Origin of the sequence: uncultured Lawsonella sp., from assembly GCF_947252745.1 — a bacterium.
Classification (GTDB): Bacteria; Actinomycetota; Actinomycetes; order Mycobacteriales; family Mycobacteriaceae; genus Lawsonella.
On the sequence record NZ_CAMXWW010000001.1, the window covers coordinates 488,185 to 503,647 of the forward strand.

Annotated in this window: 12 protein-coding genes; 4 read left to right on the forward strand and 8 right to left on the reverse strand. The window is 58.7% G+C overall.

The window, feature by feature from the left end:
• Nucleotides 1-325: 325 nt before the first annotated feature.
• The 3 genes from Q0X28_RS02060 to Q0X28_RS02070 all read right to left on the reverse strand — a co-directional run bounded on the left by Q0X28_RS02060 (nucleotide 326) and on the right by Q0X28_RS02070 (nucleotide 4,650).
• Nucleotides 326-2,167: a hypothetical protein gene (locus Q0X28_RS02060; protein ID WP_298575949.1), complete on the reverse strand. Its 1,842-nt coding sequence runs from the start codon at nucleotides 2,165-2,167 to the stop codon at nucleotides 326-328.
• Nucleotides 2,168-2,515: 348 nt separating this feature from the next.
• Nucleotides 2,516-3,637, reverse strand: coding sequence for an alpha/beta hydrolase (locus Q0X28_RS02065; protein WP_298575951.1), 1,122 nt, complete (start codon nucleotides 3,635-3,637; stop codon nucleotides 2,516-2,518).
• A 212-nt stretch (nucleotides 3,638-3,849) separates the two neighbouring features.
• Nucleotides 3,850-4,650, reverse strand: coding sequence for an SDR family oxidoreductase (locus tag Q0X28_RS02070; RefSeq protein ID WP_298575953.1), 801 nt, complete (start codon nucleotides 4,648-4,650; stop codon nucleotides 3,850-3,852).
• Between the two features lie 170 nt (nucleotides 4,651-4,820).
• On the opposite strand from Q0X28_RS02070, the gene Q0X28_RS02075 reads away from it, so the two are divergent.
• The 3 genes from Q0X28_RS02075 (at nucleotide 4,821) to Q0X28_RS02085 (ending at nucleotide 8,075) form a co-directional block, all read left to right on the forward strand.
• The gene (locus tag Q0X28_RS02075) at nucleotides 4,821-5,327 is read left to right on the forward strand and encodes a ferritin (protein ID WP_298575954.1); all 507 of its coding nucleotides are present in this window, start codon (nucleotides 4,821-4,823) and stop codon (nucleotides 5,325-5,327) included.
• Nucleotides 5,328-5,616: 289 nt separating this feature from the next.
• Nucleotides 5,617-6,867 carry an acyltransferase gene (locus tag Q0X28_RS02080; RefSeq protein ID WP_298575957.1) on the forward strand — a complete coding sequence of 417 codons (1,251 nt, stop codon included), beginning with the start codon at nucleotides 5,617-5,619 and terminating at the stop codon, nucleotides 6,865-6,867.
• 194 nt (nucleotides 6,868-7,061) lie between these two features.
• On the forward strand, nucleotides 7,062-8,075 hold the full coding sequence (locus Q0X28_RS02085) for a pirin family protein (protein WP_298575962.1): 1,014 nt from the start codon (nucleotides 7,062-7,064) through the stop codon (nucleotides 8,073-8,075).
• Between the two features lie 182 nt (nucleotides 8,076-8,257).
• Here Q0X28_RS02085 and Q0X28_RS02090 read toward each other — a convergent pair whose 3' ends face one another.
• Entirely contained in the window at nucleotides 8,258-8,623 is a 366-nt protein-coding gene (locus Q0X28_RS02090) for a hypothetical protein (protein WP_296239554.1), read from the reverse strand.
• Nucleotides 8,624-8,740: 117 nt separating this feature from the next.
• A complete protein-coding gene (locus Q0X28_RS02095) occupies nucleotides 8,741-11,770 on the reverse strand; it encodes a leucine--tRNA ligase (protein WP_298575964.1) in 3,030 nt (1,009 codons plus the stop codon).
• 539 nt (nucleotides 11,771-12,309) lie between these two features.
• On the opposite strand from Q0X28_RS02095, the gene Q0X28_RS02100 reads away from it, so the two are divergent.
• Nucleotides 12,310-13,104 (forward strand): triacylglycerol lipase, encoded by a 795-nt coding sequence (locus Q0X28_RS02100; protein ID WP_298575967.1) that lies wholly within the window; start codon nucleotides 12,310-12,312, stop codon nucleotides 13,102-13,104.
• A 114-nt stretch (nucleotides 13,105-13,218) separates the two neighbouring features.
• On the opposite strand, the gene Q0X28_RS02105 is transcribed toward Q0X28_RS02100, so the two are convergent.
• The 3 genes from Q0X28_RS02105 to Q0X28_RS02115 form a co-directional block, all read right to left on the reverse strand.
• Nucleotides 13,219-13,533, reverse strand: coding sequence for a DUF4298 domain-containing protein (locus tag Q0X28_RS02105; protein ID WP_290598809.1), 315 nt, complete (start codon nucleotides 13,531-13,533; stop codon nucleotides 13,219-13,221).
• A 279-nt stretch (nucleotides 13,534-13,812) separates the two neighbouring features.
• Nucleotides 13,813-14,946, reverse strand: a complete 1,134-nt coding sequence (locus Q0X28_RS02110; protein WP_290598810.1) for a hypothetical protein — start codon at nucleotides 14,944-14,946, stop codon at nucleotides 13,813-13,815.
• Nucleotides 14,947-15,144: 198 nt separating this feature from the next.
• On the reverse strand, nucleotides 15,145-15,463 hold a 319-nt coding region (locus tag Q0X28_RS02115), incomplete at its 5' end, for a hypothetical protein (protein WP_298575969.1).

The following is a 15,463-nucleotide window of genomic DNA, read 5'->3' on the forward strand; positions in this document are numbered from 1 at the left end:
ACGCATTCTTCTCAGCGGGTGCTAGGGAGGCCGAGTTTGCGCAGCTTGCTGCAGCTTCGAGCAGTCTGGAGGGTGCTGGAGCTGCTGTTACTGGCATGGCAATGAGCATGAACTCTAGCCTGTTGTTTTTGTGATGCCGGTTTCTTGTGGTGACAGGGTCGTTATTCCCCGTGTTTCAAATACTAGAATCGCCCCTCCGCTTGCTGCTAGAAGGGCGATTCTAGTGACTGTTTCTGTGGCGTTAGAAGTCCAATGCTACGTGTCAGGTGCTTCGTCTCTCATGGTTGTTCACCATGCCTCTAACGCGTGTTCTTTTGTGTCTGCGTTAGGCTTTCGCCGGGGTGACGGTGGCCTGCGGGATCGTGTCGAAGACGCCTTCGCGCTTCGGGACGTCCTTGTCGTGCTTCTTCCACTTCTTGTCGCGTCCGAAGGGCTTCGGGAGCTGTTTGTTGATCAGTGGAACGGTGAAGTACAGATCTGAGGGGAGCGTGTACTCGCCACGCTTGGCGGCAAGTTCCGCGTCCTCTTCGATCATGTCGGGGCTGCGACGCCACTGGGCGGGCTTGCCCTGGTCCCGGGTGAGGCAGATGGAGCGGGTCACACCGTGCACCACCGGATGGACATAGTCGGGGTAGAAGAACATGAGCGGCACAAAGTCGGGAACGACCTGGAGGGACCACTCGGGGAGACCGAGGATGCTCCATGCTGTCTCGCAAGGTTTACCGATCTCTGTATCGATGATCTTGGTGGCGAGTTTACCGGCAACCGTTCCGATAACCTTTGTGGAAATCTTCACTGGAAGAGCGCTGGCAACGGCCTTGCCGGCAACCTTGCTGACAACGGGAACGCCAACTACGGCAGCTACGCCCTCTTCAATAAGTTTGCCAGGGATAGCTCCTACAACCTTGCCGCCAACAAAACCTGGGACGCCACACACCGCTTCACCGAAGCCGGGGATGACCATCTGGACGGCCTTGGTGGCAATCTTGTCACCAACACCCTGGACAATGAGCTTCCACATAATGCTGGTGATTTTCTCAGCGATGTCAGCCACGAGCGTGTAGGTGTTCATGCCGTTTTCAACGGTAAGGTCACCTGCTGGAATCCACTTCCAGGCACGTCCATCAAATGGGGAAGTGCCAACGGTGTAGACGTAGGTGACGGTCGGGTCATCGATGAGTTCGATGAGGCCGCCCACCTGGTCGGATCGCATGGGGATGGTGCCCTGGTTCACCTTGATGAATTCAAGCTGGCCGAGATAAACCTTGGCAGCAAAATTGAAGATGCTCGCAAATTCCGGACGAACCTGCTTACGCATGCCATCAACAACCTCGGTGGAGATTTCCCGGAGGGTGTATTCACTGAGCGGGCGGCAGGTTTCGCTGGCGACGCTGAGGCCGTCAACGATCTTCTGCACGTTCATGGCCTGCTTGCCGGGGAACTTGTTGGGGTTCTTGATGGGCTTGGGATTGTGGTTGTACTCGTGTGGAGTAGAACCAGAGGGCTTGGTACTGAGGCAGGCATTCTGCAGTTTGCCCTGCACGAAGTCAGCAATCTTCTTGATAAGTTTGGGGCCATACTTGGCGGTCAACTTGGGGAGTGTCATCGGCGATACGCTGAAGATGTGGAGGAAGCTCACTTGGAGAAGGTCAGGCATAACCTTCCCCCATAGTTCCACTGGGATGGACCCGAAGTAGAGCACAGTGAGGGCAGCCTCAATGGCTTCGTTGATGGTGATGTTCTTCAGCTGGACGGTGTCGTTCCACCCGTTGTCGCGCCCTTTCATAAGGGTGCTGACAACAAGGTTGACGGCGTGGTCGTCCACTTCACGGGCTGGGCCGCCGATTTGGGAGGCGGGGGTGGTCACAAGGAGTCGATTGATCTCCAAGTTGCCCAACCGTGCAGCGTATTTACGGGCGTTATTCTCAAACTTTGCCTGCTGTTCTGGATTACCGGCAAAAGTTTTCGAGATCGCCTCAACAGTCAGATTAAATACTCCGCCGAAGGTTAGCTCGTCGGAGGTTTCGCAGTAGGATTTCTGCGCAGCGGCACTGGATTGGAGTGCGGGTGCGGTAGTGGCTGCGGCGGGGGCCGGGGCAGTTACTGCAGGGGCTGCGAGTGCTACTGCCGTCACCAAAGACACGATTGTCGTGGCGCAGCGTGACACGGGCGCGTTCCTTTCAGGAGATGTGGGAGCGTTACAAGGTGTATACACCAGAGATATACGTTACCAGTGTAGATCTAGAGAGCTTTTTCGTTACAGTTTTGCAACACTATTTTTGTGTTGTTCATCTGTACATAACCACGTGAACTTCGGTTTTATAAGGTCATTTGTCCAATAACAATGCTCAGAGGGGCTGTTTGGAGACTCCATGGGCACTGTCACTGTATTAATATTTGGCGGATAGACTACTGCCCCAATTCTTTCGAATCGGGGCAGTAGTGGCGTTATGCAGTTAGCGCGTCGGGGTGGGTCCGTCACCAGAGGAGAGGGTGACGGGCCCCGTCGACGGGTTTAAACGTGGCGGTTGAGCCATCCGATGGCGTAGTCGATGACTTCGTCACGCACAACCTCGTTAAAGGTTTCGTGCATGAGACCTTGCCAAATCACCATGTGCTTATCCTTGGAGGCGACTGCGTTGTACCAGTTGACGTTGAATGCGTAGGGGACAAGTCCATCTTTTTGACCGTGCATGATGAGGGTCGGACGGGTGTAGTTCTTAGCGTGGGCTGCTGCGTACCGGAGGCCAGCGAGGACCTGGACTGCAGTGGAAGCACTGAATTCCTTAGAGTTCAGCGGGTCCTTGGTGTAGTCCTCGGTGACGACGCTGTCGGAGCAGACGCCGGAGGCCAGTGCGTTAGGAATGTCCACCTGTTGAAGAACCTTGGGGCTCTCGAGGGAGATCTTGTCGCCGGGCTTGCTGGAAACCACGGAAGGAAGCACGGTCTTGAATGCCAGAATCTTGGTGAGAGGGTACTTCTCGGAAAGGGAAGGTTCAATCTTATCGTTGGCAGCGGGGAGCTTCTTTGCCCTGATGTACTGCGGCTCGAGGGTGTTCTTGCCGTAGGGGTTGACGACGATGCCGCCACCGTTGGTGATGGTGCCGTCCATATCGTTGGGGTACTTGGTTTCGAGGGCCTCGGTAGCCATGGCACCCATGGAGTGGCCGATCACGAAGACCTTCTTGCCCTTGTTCTGTGCCTTAGCGGACATCAGTACATGGTGAACATCGTCGACCATGTAGTCGAAGGAGTTAACGTTTCCCTTCTTGGTGGCGGTGTTGGGAGCAGCAGACTTGCCGTGGCCGCGGTGGTCCATGCGGTAGACGCTAAAACCAGCCATATTGAGGCGGTAGGTCAGGTAATCGTAGCGGCCGAGGTGTTCGGCGAGACCGTGAACGAGCACAACAGCTGCCTTGGGATTCGCCAGGGTGTTGTACTTGTAGTAGATCTTGGCGTGGTCGGGGCTCGTGGAAGTGAAGTAGCCGTCGGTCACCTTGGCGGTGGGAGCCACCATGCCGTGGATCTGGTGCGGGTAGGGATTGTAGGTTGCAGCGGCGGCAGTGCTGACAGTACCGAAGCTGATGGCAACTACAGACACCATGGCGACTGCGCCGGAGAGAATACGATTCCGCATGGGAGTGGTCCTATCTCTGTGAGTAGTGGGAATGCGGCGTCACCGCATGCTGCGTAATAAAGAGCACAGGTTTCGGGAGATGTGCTTTATCAGCTCATTCTAATCTTTTATCCAGCACGTGCTCTGGAAGTTACCGCTGGTTGCACACACCCCCTCAGCCGGGATGTTGGCTGAGGGGGTGTGGAGGTGTTCTCGTGTGGGGGTGTTAGCGCTTACTGGCCTTTTTTGGCGTTGCGCTTAGCCATGGCACGGGTGAGAGCACGCGGCACAGCGTTGGGCATGAAGTGCTGGTGGCTGAGAACGCGGGCCTGCTTGCCGACGGCCCAGTGGAGGCGAGTGCTCTTCTGCTTCTCCGGGCGGGTGGCGGTCCAGACGACATCGGTGACGTCGCTGGCGGTGAGCTTGAGACCGAGGGTCTTGAGAATCGGGATGGTGTAGCCCTTTTCGAGTTCCTTTTCCACCATGTCGGTCTTGACGAAGAGCGGGTTCACATCGATGATGCGGATGCCATACTTCATAAATTCAATATCGAGGGCTTCGGTGAGGCCACGGATGGCGAACTTGGCGGCGGAGTAGACGGCCAGGTCCGGAGTGCCGACAAAGGAGGCGGCGGAGGAGATGTTGACGATCTGGGCACCGGGGGTGTTCTTGAGGTAGGGCAGGGCGGCGTGGATGCCGTTGATATAGCCCATAACGTTGACGTCGAAGAGGCGCTTTTCGTCTTCGAACTTCTGGGTTTCAAATTCACCGATGACGGCGACGCCGGCATTATTGATGAGAATGTCGAGGCGACCATCGGTGTGCTTCATGAAGTCTTCGATGGCGCGCTTGTAGTCCTCGGGGTCCGAGGAGTCCATTTTGCCTTGCACAACGTTGGGATCGTTCTGTCCCCATTCGAAGTGTCCCGAACGGGTGTAGGCACCGACGAGGTAGCCTTCCTGGGCGAATCGTTCAGCGATGTCGCGGCCGATGCCACGTCCGGCACCGGAAACAAATACGGTTTTTTGCGTCATGCCCTCTTTATCGGTTCCGCTGCGAGATGCGTTACACCCTCTCTTTTTCGCTGTCGACGATTTTCCTCGGGACTCGTCACCCTATCTCTGCTGGTGAAGGCTCCACCATGATTTATAACTGTAGCCTTGCATTGCTTGCGAAAAGATAAGGGAACGAGTTGAATGAAAGTATGACAAGAGCTAACTCTGAATTCCACAAGCTGCTGCAAGAGCAGATCGAACACGAACTGGCCTCCTCCAACCAGTACCTGGCCATGTTCATCCACTACGACAACCTCGACATGCCCCAAATGGCAGGCGTCTTCAAAACCCACGCCACCGAGGAATACAACCACGCCATGCAGATGATCCAGTACCTGCAAGACGCCAACATCAAGCCCGACGTCCCCGCCGTACCGGCCGTCCGCAACGACTACGACGGTATCGTCGAGCCGGTCCGCGAAGCCCTCAAGCAGGAGCAGTTCGTCACCGCCAAGATCGACAAGCTCGCCCGCGTCGCCCGCGACTCCTACGACTTCCCCGGCGAATCCTTCATCAAGAAGTTCGTTGACGAGCAGCTCGAAGAAGAGGCCTACTTCAACCGCCTCCTCACCATCGTCGAAGCCAAGGGTGCCACCGTCTTCGAGGTGGAAAACTGGGTCGCCCGCGAAATCGCCGCAGCCGGCACCGCTAACTAACGCCCACCGCGCGCACCTAGCGCGTACTCTGCGCACCCTGCGCACACCTAGCGCGCACGTCAACCTGCGCATCGCGCGCACCTCACCCACCCTGCGCACACTAGGGACGTGAAGCGGCGAACTGCACACGGCACGAAGCCCGCAGCGTCACCTCACGACACCACACCCCCAGTGTGCCGCACCTCTGTGGCGTTCAGTTGTGTCATCCTCCTAACGGAATATACGAAAGCTCTTCCCTCTGCCCGGAAGGGCTTTCGTATATCTGCAGGCCACCGGTAGGATGTGCGCTATGCAACCAGCCACGCCCCTTTTCGCGCCCGGCACACGCCGCCCCGCCCTCCCCTCCCTCACGGGCGCCCGCTGGTACGCCGCACTGGCAGTGTTCATCCTCCACTGCGTCATCTTCCTCCCCGTCTACCCCTTCCAACGGACGGAAGCCTTCGTCACCCTCCACAAAGCCATCCCCATGCAGCTGGGGTCGCTGGGCGTCACCTTTTTCTTCCTGCTGTCGGGGTTCATCATCTACTACTCGTCCCGCAGCGACGACACCCCCCTTCTCTTCTACCGCCGCCGTATCCTCAAAATCTTCCCCACCCACTGGCTCTCCACCCTCATGCTGATGGCGCTGGTGGCGGTACCGTTCGGCCGGCTCATTACCTGGCTGCCGGAAGTACTGCTGGTGCACACCTGGAACCCGCAGTCGACGTACCTGGGTGCACTCAATGTGCCGGCGTGGTCGCTGTGCTCGGAGACGCTCTTCTACTTCTCCTTCCCACTGCTGAAACCGCTGGTGGAGAAGCTGCGGACGAACAAGCAACTGCTCATTGCCTTTGCCAGCATCCTGGTGACGCTGGTGGTGATGCACGTGTGCTTCTACCTCCTTGCGGATGGGCCGAAGGGTATTCACAACGCTTTCTCCGTGCGCATCCTGGATACCACCACCAGCCCGTTCTACCCTGCTAACTCGGATCCCAGCTGGTTCCAGCGCGAACACATCGCCTACTACCCCAGCTACTGGCTGAGCTACTACTTCCCGCTGGCCCGCTTCGGTGAGTTCTGGCTGGGTGTGCTGGCCTGCGAACTGGTGCTCTCCGGCTGGTGGCGCAACACCAAGATCTGGTGGCCGGCCCTGCTGCTGGCCGCCTCCTACGCCGCCACCTGGTTTGTGCCCATCAACTTCAAGATGTCGGTACTGTTCCTGCTGCCAACTGCCCTGTGCATTGCTACCTTGGCCCGGCGCGATGTGGAAGGCAAGACCGTCTTCTTGGGCAGTAAGGCGAATGTGTGGCTGGGTAATGTGTCCTTTGCCTTCTATATGGTGCAGTATCCGGTGATGGTGTGGGTGACGCGGACGTTCATCGGCGGCAAGAGCTACGGCTGGGCTGGGTGGCTGGGCTTCAGCGTGCTGGCGTTTGTGGTGTCCGTGGTAGTGTCCGGGCTCATCTACACCTACGTGGACAAGCCGATCATGAAGAATTGGGCGCGTCCGAAGGCTGGGTCGAAAGCGCCAGCGCAGGCACAGCAGCCATCAGCGAAGTAGCCATTGGCACGGCAGCAGGCGCACTCAGGCGTCCAGGCGAACGCGCAGGCGCCCACACCGTCACCGAACACCGAGGGGATTGAGAGGAAATAAAACCGGCGGAGGCTCCGTTGTGCTAAGTGAAGCCAATCAAAATATGGCTGATTATTAGGTATTAGTTAGCAGTTAGTTTTCCCACAGAACAGGAGCCCACCATGCCTGCCGTAACCGCAGACACCCTCACCCTCCCCCACATCAAACATCCAGAACTGGCCGAACTCAACAGCCACACTTACCGCCCCGTCTCCACCATCACCACCGCCCCCAGCGGCTACGAAGGTGACGGATTCCCCGTCCGCCGCGCCTTCGCCGGCGTCCCCAAGAGCGTCCTCGACCCCTTCGTCCACATGGACCAGATGGGCGAGGTCGAATACCTGCCCAACGAAGCCCGCGGCACCGACTGGCACCCCCACCGCGGCTTCGAAACCGTCACCTACATTATCGACGGCGAATTCCAACACCAGGACTCCCACGGTGGAGGCGGCAACATTAAAGACGGCGACACCCAGTGGATGACCGCCGGCTCCGGCATCCTCCACATCGAAAAACCACCAAACGAGCTCGTCGACAAGGGCGGCCTGTTCCACGGCGTGCAACTGTGGGTCAACCTGCCCGCCAGCGACAAATTCGTCCAACCCTCCTACCAGGGCATCGACCGCAACCAGGTGACGCTCGTAACCTCCTCCGACGGCGGCGCCCTCATCCGCATCATCACCGGCGAAATCGATGGCCACAAGGGCCCGGGCAGCACCCACAGCCCCATCAACATGGCCCACGCCACCCTCTACTCCGGCGCGGAAATGGACATCCCCTGGAACCCCAGCTACAACGCACTCGTCTACGTACTGTCCGGCCGCGGCAGCATCGGCACCGCGGGGGCTGACGGCACCGCCCGCCCCATCTACGAGGGCCAACTGGCGGTACTCGGCACCGGCGACCGCATTGTAGCCCGCGCCGACGAACTGCAGGACGGCCGCTCCCCCAACCTGGAGCTACTGCTGCTGGGCGGCCAGCCCATCGGCGAGCCCGTCGCCCAGTGGGGTCCGTTCGTCATGAACACGCGTGCCGAGTTAGCGCAGGCCATTGAGGACTTCCAGGCCGGCCGTATGGGACAGGTGCCGGCAGATGGACTGCGGGTCTACCACGGCAAACAATCCCAAGGGAACTAACACCATGAAATGTGCGGGTGAAGGCTTCGGCCTGTCACGCTCGTGACGTTGTCACAGTGGAAGGCCGGCTAGCGTACGTGCTAGCCGGCCTTCTCCATGCCTTACGCGGTTATCGGTACCGCAGCGCGCCGAGCTTAGTAGCTTGTTAGCCTAGTGGCTCAGTACCTCAGTGGCTCAGTACCTTAGTAGCCGACGACGGGGCCGTCGTCATTACCGGGCACCAGCACCGGACCATCGGAGGTGCTGGTGGGGGCCGGCTTCTTGCTGGTCTTAGTGGCCTTCTTGGTCTTAGTGGCCTTGCTGGACTTCTTGCTGGTAGGGGCCGAGGTGGAGGACGAGGTACGCACCTCCACGCTCTTCTCCTCAACCTTGCCGCCCTTGCCCTTCTTCACCTCGGTCTTCTTCTCCACCGTGCTAGTGACAGTGGCGGTCTTCGAGGTGGTCTGGGTGCTAGTGACGGCAGCGTCATCATCATTGCTGCATCCAGCCAGGCAGGTGGCACCCAGGGTGATGGCCAGCAGAGCGGCACCCACGGACTTCGTCTTCATTGGTACTCCTCAATGTCGATGGCGTTCCCGCGGCGACGGAAGCTAAAGACAGGAACACCCCCAGCATAGCAAGCCGGGGGTGCTCCCAATAGCAGGTATAGAGGTGACGGTGGCTTGCTAGCCCTTCACCACCAGGTTCACCATGCGGCCGGGGACCGCAATAACCTTCACGGGCTCCTTGCCGTCCAGCAACTCCACCACCTTCTCGTCGGCGAGGGCGACGGACTGTAGAGTGTCGCGGTCGGCGTCCACCGGCACCTGAATGCGGGCGCGGACTTTGCCGTTCACCTGCACCGGGATCTCCACAGAGTCGTCCACCAGCCACTTCTCGTCAAATGTGGGGAAGGCGGCGTGGGCCAAGGACTCGTCATGTCCTAGGCGTTCCCACAGTTCCTCGCAGATGTGCGGGGCGACGGGGGCGAGCATGAGCACCAGCGGCTCCACTGCCGCCTGCGGTACCCCGTCCAGGCCCTTGGCGCCACCGTACTTCTTGGTGAGGAAGTTGGTGTATTCGATGAGCTTGGCGATGGCGGTGTTGTCTCGCAGGTTGCTGTACTCTTCGCGAACAGCGGCCACAGTGCGGTGCAGGTGCTTAGTGGCTTCGTCGTCCAGCATTTCGTCGGTGGTGGTGAGCTCGCCGGTGTCCTCGTTGACGGCCAGGCGCCAGACGCGCTGCAGGAAGCGGTGGGCGCCGACGACGTCTTTGGTGGCCCAGGGGCGGGACTGGTCGAGCGGGCCCATGCTCATCTCGTAGACGCGCAGGGTGTCGGCACCGTAGGTGTCACAGATTTCGTCGGGGCTGACGGCGTTCTTGAGGGACTTGCCCATCTTGCCGTATTCGCGGTTGACCTCCAGCTCCTCACCCACGGCCACGCCGCAGTTTTGGGCGATCAGTTGGGACGCTTCGGTGGGGGTCCAGATGTAGCGGCCATCGCGTTCTTCTACTTCGGCGGCGGGCACGTAGGTGCCGCGTTCGTCGGTGTAGGCGAAGGCCTGGATGTAGCCCTGGTTGAAGAGCTTGCGGTAGGGTTCGGCGGAGCTCAGGTAGCCCAGGTCGAAGAGGACCTTGTGCCAGAAGCGGCTGTAGAGCAGGTGCAGGACGGCGTGTTCGACGCCACCCACGTAGAGGTCGACGCCGCCCAGGTCCTGCTCGCCGTGTTGTTCCTTGCGGGGGCCCACCCAGTATTCTTCGTTGCGGATGTCGCAGAAGATGTCCTCGTTAGTGGGGTCGATGTAGCGCAGCTGGTACCAGGAGGAGCCGGCCCACTGGGGCATGACGTTGGTGTCGCGGGTGTAGGTTTGGAGGCCGTCACCCAGGTCGAGTTCAACGTTGACCCAATCGGTGGCTTTAGCGAGCGGCGGGCTGGGGACGGAGTCGGCGTCGTCGGGGGCGAAGCTGACGGGCTTGTAGTCCTCCACTTCGGGCAGCTCGATGGGGAGCATGCTTTCGGGGAGGGCGTGGGCTAGGCCGTCTTCGTCGTAGACGATGGGGAACGGTTCGCCCCAGTAGCGTTGGCGGGCGAAGAGCCAGTCGCGCAGTTTGTATTGGATGGTGCCGGCGCCGGCGTTGTTCTCCTCCAGGTAGGCGATGGTAGCGGCTTTTGCATCGGCGATGGTGAGGCCGTTGATGTCCAGGCCACCTTCGCGGCTGGAGTTGATGAGGGTGCCGTCACCAACGTAGGCCTCGGTGAGGTTACCGTCCTGGTCGTGTTCGCCGCCGTCAACAACGTCGATGATGTCGAGGCCGAACTTGGTGGCGAATTCGAAGTCGCGGGTGTCGTGGGCGGGCACGGCCATGATGGCGCCAGTGCCGTAGCCGGTGAGCACGTAGTCGGCGATGAAGATGGGGATGTGCTTGTTGTTGAGGGGGTTGACGGCGTAGGCGCCGGTGAAGACGCCGGTCTTCTCCTTGTTTTCCTGGCGTTCCAGGTCGGACTTGGCGGCGATGGCCAGGCGGTAATTGCGGACGGCATCGGCGGGGCTTTCGCAGGGGTTGCCGGTGCCATCGTCACCCTTCCAGCAGTCCGGGATGTCCTCGCCGGTGGTGAGGGCGGCCGGCCAGGAAGGGGCGAGGATGAGATCGACCAGGCTGTGCTCGGGGGCAAGCACCATGTAGGTGGCGCCGAAGAGGGTGTCGGGGCGGGTGGTGAACACCGTGATGGGGGTGCCTTGCTTGCGTTCGGTGGAGATGGCGAAGTCCACATAGGCGCCCTGGGAGCGGCCGATCCAGTTGCGCTGCATGGCTTTTACCTTGTCCGGCCAGTCGAGGGCGACAAGGTCGTCAATGAGGCGGTCGGAGTAGGCGGTGATGCGCATCATCCACTGGCTGAGGTTCTTGCGGAACACGGGGAAGTTGCCGCGCTCGGACTTACCTTCGGCGGTCACTTCTTCGTTGGCCAGCACGGTGCCCAGGCCGGGACACCAGTTGACGGCACTGTTGCTGCGGTAGACCAGGCGCTGCGAGTCGATGACGTCGGCGCGCTCCGCCTTGTCCAGGTCGGCCCAGGTGCGGCCGTCATATTTGCCGTCGCACGCGCCGTCGAGGCTGCGGGAGCCGTCTTCGTAGGCGGCGATGAGGTCGGAAATGGGGCGGGCTTTGCCTTGGCTGCCAGTGGCGTTGGTGGCGGCGGTGTCGTACCAGGCGTTGTAGACCTGCAGGAAGATCCATTGGGTCCAGCGGTAGTAGTCCACGTCGGTGGTGGCGAAGGCGCGCCGCTTGTCGTGGCCGAGACCCAGGCGGCCGAGCTGCCGTTCCATGTTCTGAATGTTGGCTTCGGTGGTGGTGCGCGGGTGGGTGCCAGTTTGTACCGCGTACTGTTCGGCGGGCAGGCCGAAGGCGTCGTAGCCGAGGGTGTGGAGGACGTTGTGGCCCAGCATACGGTTGTAGCGGGCGAAGACATCGGTGGCGATGTAGCCCAGTGGGTGGCCGACGTGCAGGCCGGCGCCGGACGGGTAGGGGAACATGTCCTGCACGAAGAGTTTGTCGGCGGGGACGTCGGAGCTGTTGGCGGGGGCGAGGTCCCCTACGGGGTTGGGGGCTTCGAAGGTGTGGCGTTTTTGCCATTCTTTTTGCCAGCGGGGTTCAATCTGGACGGCCAGCTTGGCGCCGTAGCGGTAGGCGGGGCCGATTTCGATGTTCTCCGACACGATGTGCTTCTCCTGGGGTGAGGCTACAGGTGAAAGGTGTGCGTGCGGCGAAGTGCGCGGATGGGGCACGGGTTGACATAGAGCCCTGAGTCCCTGAACCCGTGCCCGTAAGACCGTGGGACCGTGGCCGTAGGCTCGTAGCCGGGAGACCGCAGTCCGGGAGCCGTGAGCCGGGAACCATGAGCCGTGGGACGCGCGGATTTCGCTGCATAGTGCTGGTTCCAGGATAGGCGTTGTGGGGGAAAAGATGCACATCGAGGCCGGTAAACGGCACGCAGCGGGTGCGGTGGAGCCGGCAGGCGAGTGTGGCTACATCAAAGGATCGACTTAACTTGCGTACTGACGGGACTATAAAGAATGAGGCTGAGAAAAACGAGGCTGAGAAACCTGCCTGCACCCTGGATTCAGTTAAATATGTTGTGCGAATCTACTTCTTCGCTCCTTGCAGCCCGCTATACTCGGTGGCTAAGACGTTCCTTGGACGTTGAATCGGAGGAACGTGCCGCTTCTTCTATATGGATCGAGACTCTCTCATACTCATGAAACACCGCACTCTTGCATGCACCGCAGTAACTGCCGTCTTCCTTATGACATTGTCTCCTGCTGCTAACGCTGCTCCCAGCCCTCGAACTTTCACCACCCGTGACACTTCGTCGCTACCTGTTGTGTACTTGAGCGGAGCTAACGACGTTGCGCTACTCAACAGTGATGTGAAGAAGAACATCACCGCTGCGGGCATGCAGTTTTTTGAATGGGATCCGCTAAAGACTTCCCTCAAAGAATCCCCCACGCTTTATGACCATATGGATGCCTACGCTGAATCTGTCGACGCTTTTGTCAAGAGTGTCCTCAAGAAAACAGGCGCAAAAAAGGTCAACATTATTACCTATTCACAGTCTGGCCTTATCAACCAGAGCTGGATGAAAAACCATGGAGGCGCGCAGTACGTCGCTAAAGTCATTAACTACTCAGGTCTTCTCCAGGGTTCTCCCTTTGGTGCTATCGCAACCAACTTCACTGGAAACTGCCTGGGCTTCGGCACCTGCGTCGACTTCGACCCCTGGGGGCCGGTCGTTACGAGACTCAATGAGAATGGTGAAGCGCTCGCTGGCATCATTTACTACAACCTCACCAGCAAATACGACGAAATGGCGATGCCCTACCAAATTAACTTCATGTACTCCCCCACCGGCAACTACAAAAACGTTCTCCTCCAGGATTATTATCCCGCAGAACGGGCAGGGCATCTTATGGTCCCCCACGCGAAATCTACTAAGACCCTCACCATCCAAATGCTTAAGGGTCTACCTCTCACCGCACTACTCAAAAAATAAGTAATTGCTAACGCTGTGTCGGCCATATTCATTTTTGGGTATGGCCGGCACAGCATAATCACCTGAGGGTTGACCATTAGTATGGCCTTTAACTCCGCTATGGCTGCCGTGCGATCAGGCGGTTTTTACCATCGTGGTGGCTAATTCAAGCATGCGAATCGCGATGTTCTGATACTCAAAGAACAGGTCATAGATGGCATCCTCGGAGAGGACTCCGCATGGCACGTCTGGTGGAATATTTCCCGCATTGTAAGCGTCAACGTCCGCTCTTTGAAGAGGACCACAGTAATACTCCTTGAGTTTTTCATAAGAGGGTACGGCGCCCTCAATCTCAGTGAGAACACTGTCAGCTTCGCCCAGTAATGCCGTAACGCGATTAAGAATCGATTCCATTTCTTCTATACGGGCAAGCAGCTTTTTATCGTCCATAATCCTGATCTTTCACTGAAGTACAGAGAAGAGTCCCGCACCCCTACGAACTACACCAGTCAAACCTCATACTAGAGTGAAAACCGGCTTCCTTCGCCAGCGTGAGTAGTATTTTCCCCTGTATCTTCTGATTTTTCTTCCCCACCCATCAATTCACATCGCCAAGGGTGTTTTGGGGCGGGTTTGTGGATGTTGTCAGGATTATTCGTGGAAATGCAGCTGTGGGCACCCTTGCGCGTGCCCACAGCTTATTCGTTTGTGTTGTTATTCAGATGTCACTTAGATTCCGAATGCCTTGGCGCGGCACTTGATGGGCTTGTTGGCGTTGCCTTGAAGTGCGTTGACGGCGATCTCGAGGGCATTGGGATCGTAGGAGAAGGTGAAGTGGTCGGAGTGGTCGTTGGCGCAGTAGTCCTGGACCACAACGTTGGTGACACCGGGCTCGAAGATGAAGGCGTTACGGTAGGGGGTAACGACGTCATCGAAGCGGGTGGTGATGACGGTGTACTTGACACCCGGCATGGTGATGGGGGTGCTGCTGTACTTCTTGAGGAACTCAGAGTTCTTGGTCTGCTGTTCGCTGGAGGTCATGTTGGCGGCATTCATTACCTTGACCATGAGGTCACGTCCACCGGGGATGGTGTCGATGACGTCAGAGAGGCCCTTACCGCTGCCGTAGTTGGAGGAGGCGAGGGTGAGGGGGTTGGGGATGAAGGCCAGCATGGTGCCGGTGGTGGGGTCTACCACGGGGATAGATCCGAGGCTGAGGTTGGTGCCGAAGTTGGAGGCTACCAGGCCAACAGTGTGGCGCACTGTCTTATTTCCGCCGTACCACTTGATGTAGGCGTTGGGGAGGACACCGCCGCCCTGGGAGTGACCAATGAAGTCAACCTTGGGGGCGCCCGTGCGCTTCAGAACCATGTTGACGAATTTCCCAAGAGCCTTGGCGGACGCGTGGAGGTCACCTTCGAAGGGGAGAGACGCCTGTGCGAACTTATTGCCCACGGTTGCAAGCGCAGGACCGTAGTTGAAGGTGTAGACGCAGTATCCGCGCCGGGTCAGTTCAGGAGCATAGTATGCCCACGTGGCGTAGGCAGACTCGCCAGTTCCGGGGACGAGGACGATGGGGAGTGCACCCTTAACCTTGGGCTTGCAGTTGAAGTTGTTGGCACCTTCGGGGGTGCGTCCAGGATTCTTGTGGTCGTAGCGGGAAGCTTTACCCCACACAGTCTGTGCCGGGCCATAACCCTCGGTGGGCATGCCGTATTCATCAGAGTAGGGAGCGGGGTAGCCGCCGAACTCGTCTACTGGGGCGAGTGCTGCTGAAGCGAGGGCCGGTGACAGAGCAGCCACGAGAGCAGTAACGGCTGTTGCCACGGTTATCCGGTTACGGGTCGAACGATTCGTGTGCATTGAAATGCCTCTCAAGCTGGTATTTTTGGAGCTATCTGCATACAGTAGACTTTTGTTATCCGGCTCACCAGCTTGTTGCACAATTTTGTCACCCAAAGCCACTTCACTGTAACCTATTTCATATATCGATATAAATTGTACTGTACATCACAAAACTATCGATATCTGCAGACACAGTGATGAATACAGGGCCAACGTCTAGGACGTAGCACCAAAAGTAGCCACACTGGTCCCACTCACTGCAGCTTTCTTCACAGAGGACGACGGGATCGACTTCTCCGTCATTGTAGAGGACGCAGGTTTCTTGTTGCTGCTGGTGGACTCCGCGGGTGCCGTCCTCTTAGTGTTAGCGGCTGACGCCGTGGGCTTCACAGTAGTGGAGTTGGTTGAGCCGGCGCTACGCCCGGTGTCGTCACGGGAATTAGCCACACCGGCATCCGACGACTTTTCATCCAAAAACGCGTCGCCGTCGTCGTCATCGTCAATCGTTTTGTTGAGGATTCGCTCCTTTGTCTCC

Coding starts and splice junctions, on each gene's coding strand:
- Q0X28_RS02065 (WP_298575951.1), bottom strand. CDS start 3,637: ATGCGGAATCGTATTCTCTCCGGCGCAGTCGCCATGGTGTCTGTAGTT.
- Q0X28_RS02100 (WP_298575967.1), top strand. CDS start 12,310: ATGAAACACCGCACTCTTGCATGCACCGCAGTAACTGCCGTCTTCCTT.
- Q0X28_RS02075 (WP_298575954.1), top strand. CDS start 4,821: ATGACAAGAGCTAACTCTGAATTCCACAAGCTGCTGCAAGAGCAGATC.
- Q0X28_RS02070 (WP_298575953.1), bottom strand. CDS start 4,650: ATGACGCAAAAAACCGTATTTGTTTCCGGTGCCGGACGTGGCATCGGC.
- Q0X28_RS02085 (WP_298575962.1), top strand. CDS start 7,062: ATGCCTGCCGTAACCGCAGACACCCTCACCCTCCCCCACATCAAACAT.
- Q0X28_RS02105 (WP_290598809.1), bottom strand. CDS start 13,533: ATGGACGATAAAAAGCTGCTTGCCCGTATAGAAGAAATGGAATCGATT.
- Q0X28_RS02110 (WP_290598810.1), bottom strand. CDS start 14,946: ATGCACACGAATCGTTCGACCCGTAACCGGATAACCGTGGCAACAGCC.
- Q0X28_RS02080 (WP_298575957.1), top strand. CDS start 5,617: ATGCAACCAGCCACGCCCCTTTTCGCGCCCGGCACACGCCGCCCCGCC.
- Q0X28_RS02090 (WP_296239554.1), bottom strand. CDS start 8,623: ATGAAGACGAAGTCCGTGGGTGCCGCTCTGCTGGCCATCACCCTGGGT.